Genomic DNA, 15,704 nt, shown 5'->3' with positions numbered 1-15,704 from the left:
CTCTCTATTCATTCTTCTGCTTTAACGGACCTGCGCCTCCCATACGTAGCGAGACAGCTGTTCTGCAAGTTCTCTTTGCAGATCATCGTCAAGAACATTCTCCCGGATGGCCGTCACGCCAGTACGTTCCACCCACCTCCACAGCGGTTCCTCATACATACTGTTCTGACGGTACCACTGCAAGCAAGCAGCTGCGAGTTGGACGACGTCTTCCTCGCTCTCCGCAACACCAATCAACTGCCCTTCACGGACAGGATGCTCCGCATGTCCGCCGAGATAAACCTCCCAGCCCGCGGGAGAGGCGAAGATTCCGATCCCCTGAACCAGGATGCTGACGGACGACGCCGTGCAATCAGACACCCCTGCACTAACCGGGGAAGGAAGAGACACCGCTCGCCAGCCGGTGCGAAGCCATTCTCCGATTCTACGTATGCCTGCCGTCTTTGGCTTAGATCCTTCCGTGTCTCCCACCCATACCTTGACGCCCTGATAAGACCCTGAACCCTTATAAAAAACTTCGTCACTTGCTTTAATTGACTGCACGCGTTCATCATCGTGAACTGCACCCGTCATTTCAATGTCAAAATAAAATCGTAAGGCTGGACGGCACACCTCACAACCGTCCAGTTTCTTCCAACCTTGTCGTAACATGAAATCCTGTACGGAATGACAGCCTTGATCCACGGCATGAACCACCGCTTGCTTCAATGAAGATGGACCAAGCACCGTGCATTCACATACAGGAACCTCGATTGGCGGCGTTCTGGCTTCCGTATGCAAACCCTCTTTCCTCTTGTCGCTTCGCATATATTTGACAAGAGCGTCCACCATAGGCCGGCAGCCGCCGCAGGAACCGGATGCCCCAGTATGCTTCTTCACTTCATCCGAGCTTTCCAGATGATGCTCGGTAATAGCCGCCATGATCGCCGCTTTGCTGACGCCGTTGCAAGCGCAAACCGTTTCATGCTCCGGGAGCGCCTCTGCAGCGGATTCGGCTGCGCTGAGACCGTTGGTTTCAGATGGCATAAGCTCTGACACTGCCGCACCCCGCTGCACCAATGCCAGCAGCGAGGAGCTCTCATTCGTATTTCCGAACAGAACCGCTCCCGTAACCCTGCCTTTGCGCATGGTCACTTTTTTGTATGTGCCGCATACGGCATCGTAATGCTGAATGGCCGTTTCAGCACCTTCCCCTGATATCATTCCGGCGGAGAATACATCCACGCCCGATACTTTAAGCTGGGAGTAGGGAATCGACCCGCCATAAGGCTCCGCCTCCCGGCCGCAGATGACACGGGCCAGCACCTTCCCCTGCTCATACAGAGGAGCAACCAGACCATAACTAACGCCTCGATGTTCCGCGCACTCTCCCACCGCATAAATGTTCGGCTCGCTCGTTCTCATGAAGTCATCTACCAGAATCGCCCGCTGCGTTCGAATGCCGCTTCTTTGGGCAAGCTCCACATTAGGCTTGATCCCAACAGCGAGAACGACTACATCCGCATCTAGACGCGTCCCGTCCATAAACCGAAGACCTTGCGCCCTCGTGCGGCCAACAATTCGCGTGGTATCCTTCGCCAATCTAAATTGCATGCCTTGAGCTTCAAGTTCCCGCTGCAGCATCATCGAAGCCGTTCGATCCAGCTGCCGGTTCATGATATAAGGAGCATTATGAACCACTTGGGTATCCATCCCGAGATGGAGTAGCCCGCGGGCTGCCTCCAATCCCAGTAAGCCTCCGCCAATGACTGCCGCCTTCGTGTACATCTTGGACATTTCAGTCATTTTCGTACAGTCGTCCACTGTCCGAAACGAAATGACGCCTTCCTTATCCGCTCCGGGTATAGGCGGAACGTAGGGGGATGAGCCTGTTGCCAGAATTAACGCATCATACGTTTCCCGTTTACCGGAGACTGTCTCGACAGCGCGGGATTTGATATCGATATGACAAACGGTCTCTCCTGCCAACAGCCGAATGCCATGCAGCTCATACCAGGACCAATCGTTCAGAATGATATCCTGGAAAGAATGTTCACCTTGAAGAACTTTGGATAGGAGGATCCGATTGTAGTTGGGACGAGGTTCGGCACCGAATATCGTAATATCGAAGAGCTCCGGGTCCAGCTTGAGGATTTCCTCAACACAACGTATCCCCGCCATCCCATTGCCGACGACAAGCAGCTTCTTTCTCCTCATGAAACACCTCCACTCCCGCCATGTCAATTTCATGTAAGAAAACAGGAAACGCCCTTTCCCATGATGAGGGAAAGGGCGTCATTGCCTCTAACTCGGCACACCATTGTGCCGATTTTCAATAATAATCATACATTCAGATTAGTTGATGAACAAAAAAATGTCAATATACATAACACCAAATCCATTTTACTGCTGAATAAATAAATATTCAGCAAAATTATGTAAAGTATATTGACATTCATTTGACCGCTTCTCTATAATGTGAATCATCATAATCAAATGTTATTTTACGGACAGGGACACAATGATGTGTCTTAAGTCTTTGGGCAATGAGGCCGCAAATCGTCTTGGCAAAGGGCGATTGCGGCCTTTTTATGCCTGCAGCTGGGAGTCGGCACGATTAGAGAAAGTACACATTTTGGATAAGGAGCGATAACCATGGAGAAGAAGGGATTTTGGCAAAGCGGGCATAAGCCCTCGCTGTTCGGAGCTTTTCTGTATTTTGACATCAGCTTTATGATATGGGGCATGCTTGGTCCCCTTGCGGTGGTCATTGCCGCGGATTATCCGATGGACCCGGTGCAGAAGGCAAATCTTGTGGCGCTTCCCGTTCTGGGCGGCTCCATACTCCGACTCGTATTAGGATTCCTCGCGGATCGCCTGGGTCCTAAACTAACGGCTCAGATTGGAATGGTCGTTACGCTGATCCCCTTATTATTAGGGTGGTTGTGGGTTGATTCCTTGGATCAATTATATGTTGTTGCTATTCTGCTAGGGGTCGCTGGAGCTTCGTTCGCTGCAGCTCTGCCACTGGCGGGACAGTGGTATCCCAAGGAACATCAAGGGTTGGCAATGGGAATTGCCGGTGCCGGTAACAGCGGCACCGTCCTCGCAACCCTCTTCGCCAATCGGCTTGCCCAACATTTCGGTAGCTGGGAAATTGTATTCGGACTCGCCATAATCCCCATCGTGCTGGTCTTCATTTACTTCTCGCTGTTTGCACGCAACAGTCCCAATCGTCCCGCTCCCAAAAGATGGTCCGAATATGGAAATGTCCTTAAGCAGCGTGATGCCTGGGTATTCTGTGCCCTGTACTGCGTGACGTTCGGCGGCTTTGTGGGACTCGCTAACTATTTGACGATCTTCTTCAACACCCAGTATGGTCTCTCAGCGGTCCAAGCCGCGGACATTACCACGATCTGTGTCATAGCAGGGAGCTTCTTCCGCCCTGTAGGCGGCTTTCTGGCCGATCGGATCGGGGGCTCGCGGATGCTCATGTTTCTCTATACCGGGGCGTCCATCATGCTCATCGGCGTCTCCTTCTTGCCTCCCCTTTGGCTTGTTGTCACGCTGCTGTTTATTGGCATGATGTGCCTGGGTGCAGGAAACGGCTCGGTATTTCAGCTCGTCCCTCAGCGGTTTGGCGGCGAGATCGGCTTGGTTACCGGTATTGTCGGAGCTGCCGGAGGTCTGGGAGGTTATGCTCTGCCGCTTATTCTCGGCCGATTATACCAGGCGACAGGCTCATACACAGCGGGCTTCATTATTTTAAGTTTCATAGCTGCCGCTTCGCTGGCACTTACAGTCGTGATGCAGCTGAAATGGCGGAGGAGCTGGCTTCGCAGTGTGTCACCAGGCCCGCAGGCCGGTTCGGCCAAGCTATAGATGAAAGTCGCTCAGGTTATAACCTCGTCATAACAATACAAATGTTAAGAACATGTTGATGCTGGACCAATACTCGGTATTAAACCGGGTATTGGTTATGCTTTGTACCTGTGTTTTTTCAATCCCCTTCTATCCAATCCACTTCAATTCCTTACTGTTTCGTCCCAGCTAAAGGTTTACCCGTTCTTTCTTGTCTCTCGTCAATAGGCAGCGTTGTTCCTGAAAGATTAGCTTCAGCATGAGGAACACGCCGTATCCGAGCACCCCACCGCCTGTATTCAGGATTAAGTCATCCACATCAAAACTCCCCATTGAAAAAACGAGTTGGGAACATTCCAGCGCGAGGCTCAACCCCAGGGATGTCGTGAAGGAGCCAATGAACCCGAGGAACTTGCTCCTAAGCATAAGACCGACGAATATGCCATTAGGCATGAATATGGCGATATTCCCAAAGAGATTGATCACGTCATGCGGACTCGAAAGATGCCTCATATTCATTCGAATGGATTCAAAAGGCGTGAAATTGGCAAATTGCATTCGATTCTGTGCATATTCCGGGATCTCGGTAGCTCGATGCAGCTGCTGCCACAGAACCGATATATCTACCGAACCGAACTTGAATAGAATCACCTTGAGTAAGACGTAGAGATACAATGAATATGGCAATAACAGTAACCATTTATTCGATAATTTCATTCCGCATCATCCTTGCTTAGCAGCACCGTCACTATGATTCCGTCGACATTGTTTCCAGATATCTCATACTCGCTTCCTGCCGGTATCTCAATCTCCATGTCTTTGGATGTCACGGGTACATACCTAATTTCGTATTCCTTCCCCTCTACGGTTGTTCTGTAGCTGGAATGATCCTTTAGGTAATCCAGATATTCCTCCAAGGTAAGATTCAGTTCCTTCATGATCATGCTATGCGGCTGCCCAACATAACGAAAATGCCACGGTTCATACTGAATGCCTGTAATCTCTGTCTTGTCCTGAGGATAGCGCAGAATGAATCCGTGCGCCCATGCATGTTCCTTCAGCCACTTCCCTTCGGGCGATCGATCAATCGACTGCTGCGTCGATCCGATATCCATCGAGAGCCCGAGATTATGCTCGCTGTAGCCTGGAGGCAAGGCGTAATCGGAACCTTTTTCACGATAAAGCTGCCCTTGCTCGTCTTCATCCCGATACCCGCTGCTGATCATGAAGCGATTGACTCCGTCTTCTCCGGCGGCTCCAATCATATCGCGAAAATTCTCCGCCACACTGCGCGATAACCGGATCGTGTTATCCAGAACCACATAACCATACATTAAGTCTTGATTTTCAAACAATGTTACGATATCCTTCGGCACCGCTTCCGGATCAAGCGGATGATCCTTATTGACCAGAACCAAATTTCCACGTGTCACTTGTTCTTCCGTTACACGGATCGTCTGCATAGCGGATGTCTGATTCGATTGCGTGCCGGAATCCGCCTTCACTTCCTGTCCATCTCTACTGTCGACCTTATCCTTCACGTTAGGCGTCTCCGACAGAATGGACTCGCATCCGACCAACAGAAATATAACGAGCATAATTAAACCCTTTTTCAACTTCAACAACTCCCTCTAGCTTGGTCTATCCAGATTAATGAATAGAGTTTAAGGAAAAGTAGGAAAAAGTTAAAGTTTTTCTTAAGAGAGGTGATTCTCGCCTATCCCTTTTCCCTTTGACAAGATGGAAGCCAATGGCTTAACTTGGTATTTAGACTAAAAAGAATAAGAAGGTGCCATCATTCTTGCTCAAATTATTTCGTTATTTACGTCCCCACTGGGCTGCGGCCCTGCTTGCGCCGCTGCTTATGCTGCTGGAGGTCGCCATGGATTTGCTCCAGCCCATTCTCATGGCCAGCATTATTGATCAAGGCGTCATGCAGAACGATACTGCGCACATTCTCCATACAGGTCTCATCATGCTGGGTGCGGCTGCCATCGGGCTGCTTGGAGGTCTCGGTTGTACGATCTATTCTTCCATTGCCTCGCAGCGTTTCGGTGCCGACCTGCGCCGGGATTTGTTCCTTAAGGTTCAAACCCTCTCGTTCCGTAATCTGGACGATATCTCAACGGGTTCGCTGATCACACGGCTTACGAGCGACATCGTTCAGATTCAGACCATGGTCCAGATGCTGCTGCGTATCTTCGTACGCTCTCCGTTTCTAGCAATTGGAAGCATGATCATGGCCGTGATCATTAGCCCCAAGCTCGCCATCATTCTGGCCATTGCCGTTCCGTTGTTGTTCGTGGTGATGTTCTTTCTGATCCGGGCCACCCTCCCTTTATTCGCCACCGTTCAGAAGAAACTCGATAAAGTGAATACGGTCCTGAAGGAGAATTTTGCCGGCATCCGGGTATCCAAAGCATTCGTTCGAGCCGGGTATGAGAAGGATCGATTCCATCAAGCGAATACCGACTTCACGCAAGTTTCGGTTAAAACACAACGCATCGTTGCGCTCAATATGCCCATCTTGACCATGATCCTGAACATCAGCATCGTGGTTGTCCTCTGGCTAGGCGGGAAGAACGCGATTGATGGCTCGTTCGAGGTGGGAAGCCTGGTAGCCTTCATCAACTATGTGACACAGGTGCTGTTCTCCGTTTCCTCCGTGGCGATGATGCTGGTTCGAATCTCTACGGCCAAAGTTTCCGCTGATCGTATCCTGGAAGTCATGCATATGGAATCCGAGATAACGAACGCTTCTCATCCGGCGATGAATGCCTACAAGCAGGGGGAAATCGTATTTGACCAGGTGACTTTTTCCTATAAACCGGGGATTCAGAAGCCCGTTTTAGATCATGTCAGTTTCAAGGTTCGACCGGGGCAGACCGTCGCGATTATGGGAGCAACCGGTTCGGGAAAAACCTCTTTGGTATCCCTGCTTCCCCGCCTGTATGATGTAACTTCCGGACGGATAACCATCGATGGAACCGATGTACGACAATTCGACGTATCGGCGTTACGCGAACGCATCGGCATCGTCCTGCAAGAATCCATCCTCTTCACAGGCACCATTCGGGACAATATCCGCTACGGGAAAGCGGATGCTTCCGATGAAGAAGTGATTGCAGCGGCCAAGGCTGCGCAGGCGCATGAATTCATTTCGTCCATGCCGGAAGGATACGATACGATGCTTGGACAAAGAGGCGTGAACCTCTCCGGCGGTCAGAAGCAGCGGATATCCATTGCACGGGCATTACTGCTTCGCCCCGCCATTCTGATTCTAGATGACAGCACCAGTGCCATCGATATGGGAACGGAGTCCAGGCTTCAGAAAGAGCTGGCCCGGCTGATGAACGGTCGGACCTGCCTCATGATTGCCCAGCGGATCTCTTCCGTAATCGATGCCGATCACATTCTGGTGCTGGACGATGGAAAATTGGTAGCGGAAGGTACGCATAGCGAGCTGCTTGCTTCCTGTGAGTTATACCAGGATATTTATCAATCGCAATTCGGCAAGGAGGTGTCTTCCCATGGCTAAACCCGATCAGGGATCCAAGCATGGCAATACAGAAGCTCCGGATCTGAGTTTGCGCGGCAGCAGCCCCATGCGTGGAATGACGATGGCCAAGGCGAAGCCCAAAAATACGATGGGAACGATACGCCGGATCTGGGGTTACATACGACCATTTAAAGGCGGCATGATCGCTGTTTTCTCATTCACGCTCATCACGACGATTCTGTCCCTGATTGCTCCTTACCTGCTGGGGAATGCGGTGGATCATTATATCATTCCGGGAGATTTTAAGGGACTCATGGGGCTGTGCGCGGTGCTTCTATCGGTTTATGCGGGTACCGCACTCACAGCATGGCTGCAGCAGCATGTCATGGTCAAGGTCTCCCTGCTGTCTATTCAGGCCATGCGGAGGGATATTTTTGCAAGACTTCAAGTCCTTCCGCTGCGTTTCTTCGACAGCAAGACCCACGGCGAATTGATGAGCCGCACGACCAACGATATCGAGAACGTCTCCGGGACGTTGAATCAGAGCGTAACCCAGCTCATTTCAAGCGTGCTGTCCCTGGTTGGATCGCTTGCCATCATGCTGTACCTGAACGTATGGCTGACGCTGCTCAGCATGGCGACCATTCCGATTGTCATGCTGTTCACAAAGACGGTAGCAAGCCGGACAAGGAAGCATTTCTCCAAGCAGCAGAGCACGCTGGGTGAGCTTAATGGCTTCATCGAGGAAACCGTCTCGGGTCAGAAGGTCGTACAGGTATATCGCCGGGAGCGGCATGCCGCTGCGCAGTTCGATGTCATGAACAAGAAGCTGACCGATGCCAGCATTCAAGCTCAGATTTATTCGGGTACCGTCGGTCCGGTTATGAACGTGCTGAATAACGTCAGCTTTGCTTTAATTGCGGCGGTTGGCGGGTACATGGCATTCAAGGATTTTACTACCGTTGGAGTTGTCGTTGCATTTCTGAACTACTCGAAGCAGTTTCAACGGCCGCTGAACGATCTGGCGAATCAATTCAACCTGGTGCAATCGGCTGTGGCCGGTGCTGAACGGGTCTTTGAGATTATCGATACCGAGTCGGAGTACCAAGACGATCAAGATGCGAATACAGCAGATGACATACATGGGGAGGTACAATTTGACCGTGTCTGCTTCAGTTATAAGGAGGGCGTTCCGATCCTGAAGGACGTTTCCCTTACCGCTCGGCCGGGCGAGACCATTGCGCTTGTCGGTCCGACAGGTGCCGGCAAAACCACCATCATCAATCTGCTGACCCGTTTCTATGAGATCGATTCTGGCATGATCACCATTGATGGGGTCGACATCCGACAGCTTGATAAGGATCACCTGCGGAGCAAGCTGGGAATCGTGCTGCAGGATGCCTATGTATTCTCGGCATCGATTCGGGAGAACATCCGCTACGGCCGGCTTGATGCCTCGGACGAAGAGATCGAAACCGCCGCCAAGCTTGCCAATGCGCATGACTTTATCATGAAGCTGCCCGAAGGCTATGACACGCTGCTTGCGTCGGGCGGAGGCAACCTGAGCCAAGGCCAGCGGCAGCTCTTGACGATCGCTCGCGCGGTGCTTGCCGATCCGGTCATTTTGATTCTGGACGAAGCTACCAGCAGCATTGATACGCGGACGGAGATGCATATTCAGACCGCCATGCGCACCCTGATGAAGGGCCGAACCAGCTTGGTCATCGCTCATCGTCTAAGCACGATCCGTGAGGCTGACCAGATTCTCGTCATGAATCAAGGCGGTATTTCGGAGCGTGGCACACACGAAGAGCTGCTGGCCAAACGCGGCTTTTATTACGAGTTATATAACAGCCAGTTTAAGTTAAGCGGCTGAAGTAGCCAACAGGCTGCTGACAACAAACAAGAGAGCCGGTTCCCTGGAACCGGCTCTCTTGTTTTCTGCTATAAGGATCAATGATCTGCGTACAAAAGCGCAGTCTACCACACAACTTCCTTCCCCTTATAACTGAAGGGCAGATGCAGACCAAGATAAAGCATCTGTACCAATCCAAGACTAATGGGGATGAGACTCTTACCATTTAGCACGACCGGACCCAAACACCTCTATTTTGATCAACCCAGCTCTATTCGCAAATTTAGCGGACATTAGATCCGTTATTTCCATCAAAATAGCTAATTTAGCGAATCGAATGGACACCTGGTCCGTTATTTTATTAAGTATATGGCGATAAACACACTGATACGGCGAATAACGCATCTCATGTCCGCTAAACTAGTTATATTCATCTTTTTTAACTAAATAACGGATGCTCAGTCCGTAAGCATTACGAACACAATAAAATGCAATACAACGCAAAAGAAATACGATGCAATATAAGGCACTACAATGCAATAAATGCCATTAAAAAGCGATACAAATGCCATATAACGCAATACAACGCGCTTCCAATGCACTACAAGGCAACCATCCCGAACGACTTCACCATTCCTTCTCAACTCAGCTAGCATTGCTCACGATCCGCTTTAGAGCCCCGATCATCTATTCCATTTGATTACCCGGCGCATTGTATTCGAGGCCCAGTAGCCCTTGTAACCTCCTGCGAGCAGGGTCCGCTGTTTTCGCGTCAAAATGAGTATGTACCGTCCATGGTGCAACCATCGCATCGCCTTCAGCTTCATCGGCCTTCCATCTGCCAAGATGAAGGAGAAACCCAAAAGCCGATGTTCAGCATACACGCTTTATCGGCGAGTTTCCGTTCGCCCGTCTTCAGGCAGCCGACGATTGTTTCCCGGACACGGTGGAGCTGACTGCATTTAATCCGTCATTCCGCTAAATTACAAAGATCCAAGCATTCCTTGCGGATTTTTTGACATCGCGCTGCATATTATGACTAACCAAACTGTCACCTATACAATCAATCTTTCGCTAACGAACCCGATGCAAGATCATAAACGTAATTACCGTTACGAGAAGAATGACAAAATTCAGCTGATCAAACTTTTCTCCCGTAGCCATGATTTCAGTGCTCCCGACTTCGGCGATCTGTCCATTGCAACGGATACGGAAGATGTCAGTTATCAAGAATATTGTACCTCGGCGGCTGGTTCGATAATCTGGAGATTTTTTGGAAGGACTTCACCGAAGCGGCCAAATTTACGAACCGTACTTACGACCCGGCCGCAACAAAAAGGCAACGGTGGAGACGTCTGCTCCCTGGCCGCGCACTTCGCGCTAAAGCCAGGTGAAAAGAAAAGCATCCGCTTCGTGATCGCCTGGAGCTAACTGACCCCTAGCGTGAGATAAATTAAAAACACCTTCAAGAGAAAGAGAACGCAACCATGTCGTAAGATATGGAGACAATCTAGGAGGTGTTTTGGCGTTGGTAGCAAGAGTCAGCTATCCGGTAGAAGTGAAAAAGAAATCCATTGAAATGAGGTATTCTTTATCAAAGATGACGCATCTGGTACGGTATGCAGTACTTCAACGAGACCTTAAACAGTGATTTGCTGGAGGAAATAGTGCTATCCGGTCATCTTTTTAATTCGTTTACTCTACTGAAAATAACTAAGATACACATCTTCCAAGTTGGGCTTCACTGTTCTAAAGTCCATATTATTTTGTGGTTTATCATCCACAACTCTTACCCATATTCCTTCTGAATCACTTGTTATGTTGCTTACTTTATAACGTGAGTGTATTTCGGGAAGTTCAGATTCAGATATTAGAACCTCATGAACACTCCCCTCCATCTTCGCAAGGATGTTCGCGGGCTTGTCTTTCACAATGAGACATCCATCCTTCATAAGCAATACTTCCTTGGAGATATACTCAATATCTGAGACAACATGTGTGGCAATGATAACGATCTTATTCATTGCAATGGTGGATATGAAATTGCGAATACGAATTCGCTCTTTCGGGTCAAGTCCTGCTGTAGGCTCATCCAATATAAGCAGTTCAGGATCGTTCAGCAGCGCCTGTGCAATCAGGATACGCTGTTTCATTCCACCCGAATAAGTACCTAACTTCCGATCAGCATCCTTTGACAAATTCACAATCGTAAGAAGTTCATCTATTTTCTCTCTCGCTTTAGCTGTAGGCAACCCTTTCAGTGCAGCTATGTACCAGAGAAAACGCCTTCCTGTGAAGTCCTGATAGATGCCTTGCTGCTGGGGCATATAACCTAATATTTCTCTGTACGACTTACCCATACGTGAAATATTCTGTCCCTGATATAAAATTTCTCCTTCATCAGGTTTTAACTGATCCGTAATTAGATTCATAAGCGTTGACTTTCCCGCACCATTCGGACCAAGTATTCCATAAATACCAGACGTCAATTCAGTATTATAATTACGAAGAGCTGTTGTCTTGCCTTTATTATAACGCTTTGTCACGTTGTTAATAGACAGTTTCATACTCATCCTCCCCTTTTAGAGAAGCTGTTACTGAAATGCCATGCCCCCCATCCAGCCACAGCACCTATGATAATCAGTGCCCCGAAATAAACACTCACTCCCACGGTGTAAGAGATCGATTCAAATGCCTGGTCGAGTAGGAATAATCGATTAAATGAATAATTACCGATTGTCGTAAGCCCTATATATTGGAGACTTAATGGCAGAACAATAACAGCGGTCGAAGTCAACAACATAAATGCTTGCTTTTGAACAAATACAGCGAGGAACAGAATAACATGTACCATGAGAATAACACCTAATGTTTGCAGCAAACCTGTCACAACGACATAACCAAGAATACTGATTGGCCATTCCACATGACCCAGAATTTCGATACTTTGCACTGCTGAATACCAATCGAATGCCGGGTATTGTACCAGAACATTGTAAAATTTAGGAATCTGTAGGATGAAAAAAGTCAGGACTGCATAGATACAGGCAATCGAATACTTCGAAGCAAACAAACTCCACCTGCCTTTAGAAGTACTTCTTAACACCCTCACCATATCGTTCTTGTAATCAATGGAGAACAAAGGACCTAGTCCAGCAATTAACAAGAGCGAATACATTAAACCATTCAGCAGATTATCCTGTTGACGATTAAATAATGCATCACTGGATATGACATTAACAAAACCGCCAGTGACCCCCTGTTCCTCGCTTAATCGGAGTAAATAATCCCTTTGCTCTTCAACGTAAAGAAATGATTTTTCTTGTTTCGCAAATGTCTCAAGATTATTTTGTTCTTGATTATAAGCAGTTAGATCAATTTCTCTAGATTTATATCGTTCTTTCCAATAGGCTAATTGTTTAGGCAGCCCATTAAACTTCTCCCTCTCTTCACGTAGAAAGACAAGCTTGTCTTCAGTCAGTTTCCCGTTTAACTGTGATAAATAGATATTATACACTGATGCATCCATATCAAACTGACGTTCCTTACCTTCAATATTTTGATAGGAAATGATACACACTAATATTAATATGAACAGTGACTTACCAGTAATTAAAAACTTGTAAAGCTCATGCTGGAAAAGTGAATTATTTCGTCTGAGCCTAAATAGATATGCTTTTAATTTCGTATACCATTGCATTCCCATTTTTCGAGTAGTGTTATCCATATGTGATACAAACAACCAAATACTGAGTACAGGCAATATAAGCAGGAGAGAGCCGCCAACATAAAAGGTCAGTGTATCTTTGCTGATCGGATAACCTAGTACATTTATATTGCGGTAATCCCCAAAAAGATTAAATGTATCATAGAAGGCGACCACATTGATGTACTTCAACACATTAATGTAAGAATTCGGATGAATGAGCGAATAACAAATGAAACTCAGCCCTAAGAGTGTCGCCAAAACGATGTATATCCGTGAAGTTTGACGAAGGAATAGAAATATAGCCGCTAGAAGCCAAGCCATAACCAGATTAGCTGCTACTTTCATCAGCAAATAGGTTATTATATATTGACCTACAGTCATTGGATGAATGGTTCTTCCAAAAGAATCCATGGATTGAATATACCTGCCTGGATCACCAAACCCATATAACCGTTCACTGAGCAATAAGATTGAACCATAGAACACAATGGACAGCAGTACAGTCAACATGCTAAGAACAGACATCTTAGCACTAATGGTTCGGAATTTCCCATTACGGGTACTCCTGATAAGCGGGGTTAAACCTTCTTCCCGTTCCATAAGAAACACAATCGTACAAAGTAAAAATAACAGCAGCACCATAAATAAATCCGTTGATCCCGATCTCGTTCCTGTTGTTAAGCCTTCTTCAAGCCCAAGCTTCCACGGCAAGTTCTGAAGGGGTCTGAAATCCTCAATCGTTTTCACAATGTTACGATAGGAGAAAGAATATTTATTGTGAAAAATGGAGACCGACAACATTTCATCTGCACGTTGTTTCATATCATCCATATCAATTACAAACTGATCATGACTTTCATACTGAGCTCTTATCAATTTGATTATGTACGTGTCTCGGCTAAGAAGCTCTTCCTGATTAACATAGGGACTTTCCTTGTACTGCATATAAGCTTCTGGATGATCTCTTTTGGCATCCTCGATTAACTGCTTCCAAATGCTGTCTTGTATATCGCTATTTTCTTGAGCAAATCTGTTGTATAGAGTTAACAATTCTTCTTGTTTATAAGCTAACGCCTTACCCTCTTCTAGTGGTAAGGCGTTGTATTCGTTCTCCAACTTTATATAGTCATCTCGATATTGAATTAATAAATCCTGTTCTTTCCGCTGTGTATTATAATAAAACAATCCATTAATGAACAATAAGAGGATTGTCAAAACCGTAAATATTCGTTTTTTCCATACCTTGAATAGTTCATAACCCATTAATTTCATGAACATCTCTCCATATGAATTCTCTCATACAATGGCGTTTTTATTTAACCTGTGTCATAAAGTTTTTGCCTTCAAGCAACGGTTCAAATTCTGCTCTTCCCGGTTCAATCATGCTTTTATCCAGAATCATATAGCCTATATTCTCGTAGTCTTCATACCGAAGGAACATATATTTTTCATCTCCGAGTATATTGTAGTTCATTTTCGGCAGATCCGTTAGGTTAACACGATGAATGATTTCATTATCTTTATAAATTGCCATTTCATAAGGAACCCCTTCTGGCAAATCCTTAGCATATGCAAACAAGGGACGCATATAAGAGTATAAGTTATCTTTATAAAATACGGATAAAGTAAGCGGATCATCAAGTTTTAGCTGTTTAATTTGTTCACCTTTTAGATTAGAGCTATAAAACTCACGATTTCTTTCATCCTCCACAATTCCGTAATAGTATGAAAAGTATAACCCACCCCCATTTATTGCTTGCAGGAAATTGGAGCCCCCCTCATCTTTACGATCTGCTATCGCAGTCAATTCTCTTGTCTCCAGGTCATATCGTAGAATTTCATACCCCTTATCAGTCCATGAATTAAGATATAACTGTTGACCATAGGGGACTATATCCGTGATGTTAGCATCTAATCCTGTTTTTTCATAGATAACCTCTTCCCTATGTTTCCCTTCCATTTTCGATCTCACAACTTTTGTGGTTTGTACATTATCTTTTCCAGCACTCATCATACTATAATATAAATATCCACGATGTATCGCTACATAATTAGGTTTGGTATTAAATATCTTGAATGTCTTACGGTTCTTACCATCCGGGTCCATTCTAGATAATTTCCACACAATATCAAACTTAGATCGTTTGCTTTTTGTATCCCAATAGCTTCCTAATACGTACAATTTAGAATCATAGTACTGTATAAGTGCTGGAATATCCCCATCCTCTGTTTGAATAAATGCATAACAATTCGAACTATCTGGCTTATTCTTACATCGGTGATCGGGACGATTATCAAGTAAAACAGGCTTTTTACTTTCTTTGTCCATATAATAAATTAAATCTTCATTCATGAAATAGTAGCCGTTTTCTGAACCTGTCATGAAAAGTCCGTGTCCTTGTATTCGAAAATTCAGCGGGTAATCCCACTCTTCGTGAAAGTTGTTGTCATCTGGGTATTCGGAACTTGTGCACCCCGTAACCACAATTAAAAAAAGTACAGTTAACCAAGTTATGAAATGTCTTTTCATTCTTTTTCCTTTCTAAATTTCGAATTGTGGAGGAATAAGTGCCTTGGAAAAGGATATCCATTGATCCATTTACCAAGGCACTGAAGGTTGTCCTTTATACTAGAAAATATTAAGGGTAAATGACTGTATTTTCCTGCCAGGTCTGTGGTCCACCATCATTTGCTCTATGATATCCCGTTCCTCTGACTGCTCGTGTAGGAGCTGAAACGGAACTAGCTGTTGCACTTACTTGAACAAATCCAGAAGCCTCCTTGGGTGATGTACTTTTCTC

At 46.6% G+C, this 15,704-nt stretch carries 10 protein-coding genes; 4 read left to right on the top strand and 6 right to left on the bottom strand.

Annotated features, from left to right (window positions below):
* Positions 1 to 21 precede the first annotated feature (21 nt).
* Positions 22 to 2,196 (bottom strand): nitrite reductase large subunit NirB, encoded by a 2,175-nt coding sequence (gene nirB / locus DP091_RS25865; RefSeq protein WP_113061010.1) that lies wholly within the window; start codon positions 2,194 to 2,196, stop codon positions 22 to 24.
* 438 nt (positions 2,197 to 2,634) lie between these two features.
* On the opposite strand from nirB, the gene DP091_RS25860 reads away from it, so the two are divergent.
* Positions 2,635 to 3,861, top strand: coding sequence for a nitrate/nitrite transporter (locus DP091_RS25860; RefSeq protein WP_113061008.1), 1,227 nt, complete (start codon positions 2,635 to 2,637; stop codon positions 3,859 to 3,861).
* Positions 3,862 to 4,029: 168 nt separating this feature from the next.
* Here the strand turns inward: DP091_RS25860 and DP091_RS25855 are convergent, their stop codons facing one another.
* Both DP091_RS25855 and DP091_RS25850 read right to left on the bottom strand, forming a co-directional pair.
* Positions 4,030 to 4,557 carry a VanZ family protein gene (locus tag DP091_RS25855; RefSeq protein ID WP_113061006.1) on the bottom strand — a complete coding sequence of 176 codons (528 nt, stop codon included), beginning with the start codon at positions 4,555 to 4,557 and terminating at the stop codon, positions 4,030 to 4,032.
* A complete protein-coding gene (locus tag DP091_RS25850; RefSeq protein WP_373456952.1) occupies positions 4,554 to 5,438 on the bottom strand; it encodes a M15 family metallopeptidase in 885 nt (294 codons plus the stop codon). The genes DP091_RS25855 and DP091_RS25850 overlap by 4 nt, the downstream gene beginning before the upstream one ends.
* A 203-nt stretch (positions 5,439 to 5,641) precedes the next feature.
* On the opposite strand from DP091_RS25850, the gene DP091_RS25845 reads away from it, so the two are divergent.
* The 3 genes from DP091_RS25845 (at position 5,642) to DP091_RS25830 (ending at position 10,625) form a co-directional block, all read left to right on the top strand.
* Positions 5,642 to 7,378 (top strand): ABC transporter ATP-binding protein, encoded by a 1,737-nt coding sequence (locus tag DP091_RS25845; protein ID WP_113061002.1) that lies wholly within the window; start codon positions 5,642 to 5,644, stop codon positions 7,376 to 7,378.
* Positions 7,371 to 9,215, top strand: coding sequence for an ABC transporter ATP-binding protein (locus tag DP091_RS25840; RefSeq protein ID WP_113061000.1), 1,845 nt, complete (start codon positions 7,371 to 7,373; stop codon positions 9,213 to 9,215). Before DP091_RS25845 ends, DP091_RS25840 begins: the two co-directional genes overlap by 8 nt.
* 951 nt (positions 9,216 to 10,166) lie before the next feature.
* The gene (locus DP091_RS25830; protein WP_113060998.1) at positions 10,167 to 10,625 is read left to right on the top strand and encodes a GH116 family glycosyl-hydrolase; all 459 of its coding nucleotides are present in this window, start codon (positions 10,167 to 10,169) and stop codon (positions 10,623 to 10,625) included.
* Between the two features lie 269 nt (positions 10,626 to 10,894).
* On the opposite strand, the gene DP091_RS25825 is transcribed toward DP091_RS25830, so the two are convergent.
* Genes DP091_RS25825 through DP091_RS25815 form a run of 3 tightly spaced genes read right to left on the bottom strand, consistent with a single transcriptional unit; the run spans position 10,895 to position 15,286 of the window.
* Positions 10,895 to 11,761, bottom strand: a complete 867-nt coding sequence (locus DP091_RS25825; RefSeq protein WP_113060996.1) for an ATP-binding cassette domain-containing protein — start codon at positions 11,759 to 11,761, stop codon at positions 10,895 to 10,897.
* 2 nt (positions 11,762 to 11,763) lie between these two features.
* Positions 11,764 to 14,175, bottom strand: coding sequence for a hypothetical protein (locus DP091_RS25820; RefSeq protein ID WP_113060994.1), 2,412 nt, complete (start codon positions 14,173 to 14,175; stop codon positions 11,764 to 11,766).
* Positions 14,176 to 14,215: 40 nt separating this feature from the next.
* Positions 14,216 to 15,286 (bottom strand): hypothetical protein, encoded by a 1,071-nt coding sequence (locus DP091_RS25815; RefSeq protein ID WP_146747020.1) that lies wholly within the window; start codon positions 15,284 to 15,286, stop codon positions 14,216 to 14,218.
* Between the last annotated feature and the right edge of the window lie 418 nt (positions 15,287 to 15,704).

Origin of the sequence: Paenibacillus sp. MDMC362 (assembly GCF_003269305.1) — a bacterium.
Taxonomy (GTDB): Bacteria; Bacillota; Bacilli; order Paenibacillales; family Paenibacillaceae; genus Paenibacillus_AQ.
Note: the sequence above shows the minus strand (reverse complement) of the source record. Positions and strands in the feature narration are given on the sequence as shown.

What these genes read in the sequence shown, in the direction of transcription:
- DP091_RS25825 (WP_113060996.1), bottom strand. Translation starts at nt 11,761, where the DNA reads ATGAAACTGTCTATTAACAACGTGACAAAGCGTTATAATAAAGGCAAG.
- nirB (WP_113061010.1), bottom strand. Translation starts at nt 2,196, where the DNA reads ATGAGGAGAAAGAAGCTGCTTGTCGTCGGCAATGGGATGGCGGGGATA.
- DP091_RS25860 (WP_113061008.1), top strand. Translation starts at nt 2,635, where the DNA reads ATGGAGAAGAAGGGATTTTGGCAAAGCGGGCATAAGCCCTCGCTGTTC.
- DP091_RS25840 (WP_113061000.1), top strand. Translation starts at nt 7,371, where the DNA reads ATGGCTAAACCCGATCAGGGATCCAAGCATGGCAATACAGAAGCTCCG.
- DP091_RS25820 (WP_113060994.1), bottom strand. Translation starts at nt 14,175, where the DNA reads ATGAAATTAATGGGTTATGAACTATTCAAGGTATGGAAAAAACGAATA.
- DP091_RS25855 (WP_113061006.1), bottom strand. Translation starts at nt 4,557, where the DNA reads ATGAAATTATCGAATAAATGGTTACTGTTATTGCCATATTCATTGTAT.
- DP091_RS25815 (WP_146747020.1), bottom strand. Translation starts at nt 15,286, where the DNA reads ATGACAGGTTCAGAAAACGGCTACTATTTCATGAATGAAGATTTAATT.
- DP091_RS25850 (WP_373456952.1), bottom strand. Translation starts at nt 5,438, where the DNA reads ATGCTCGTTATATTTCTGTTGGTCGGATGCGAGTCCATTCTGTCGGAG.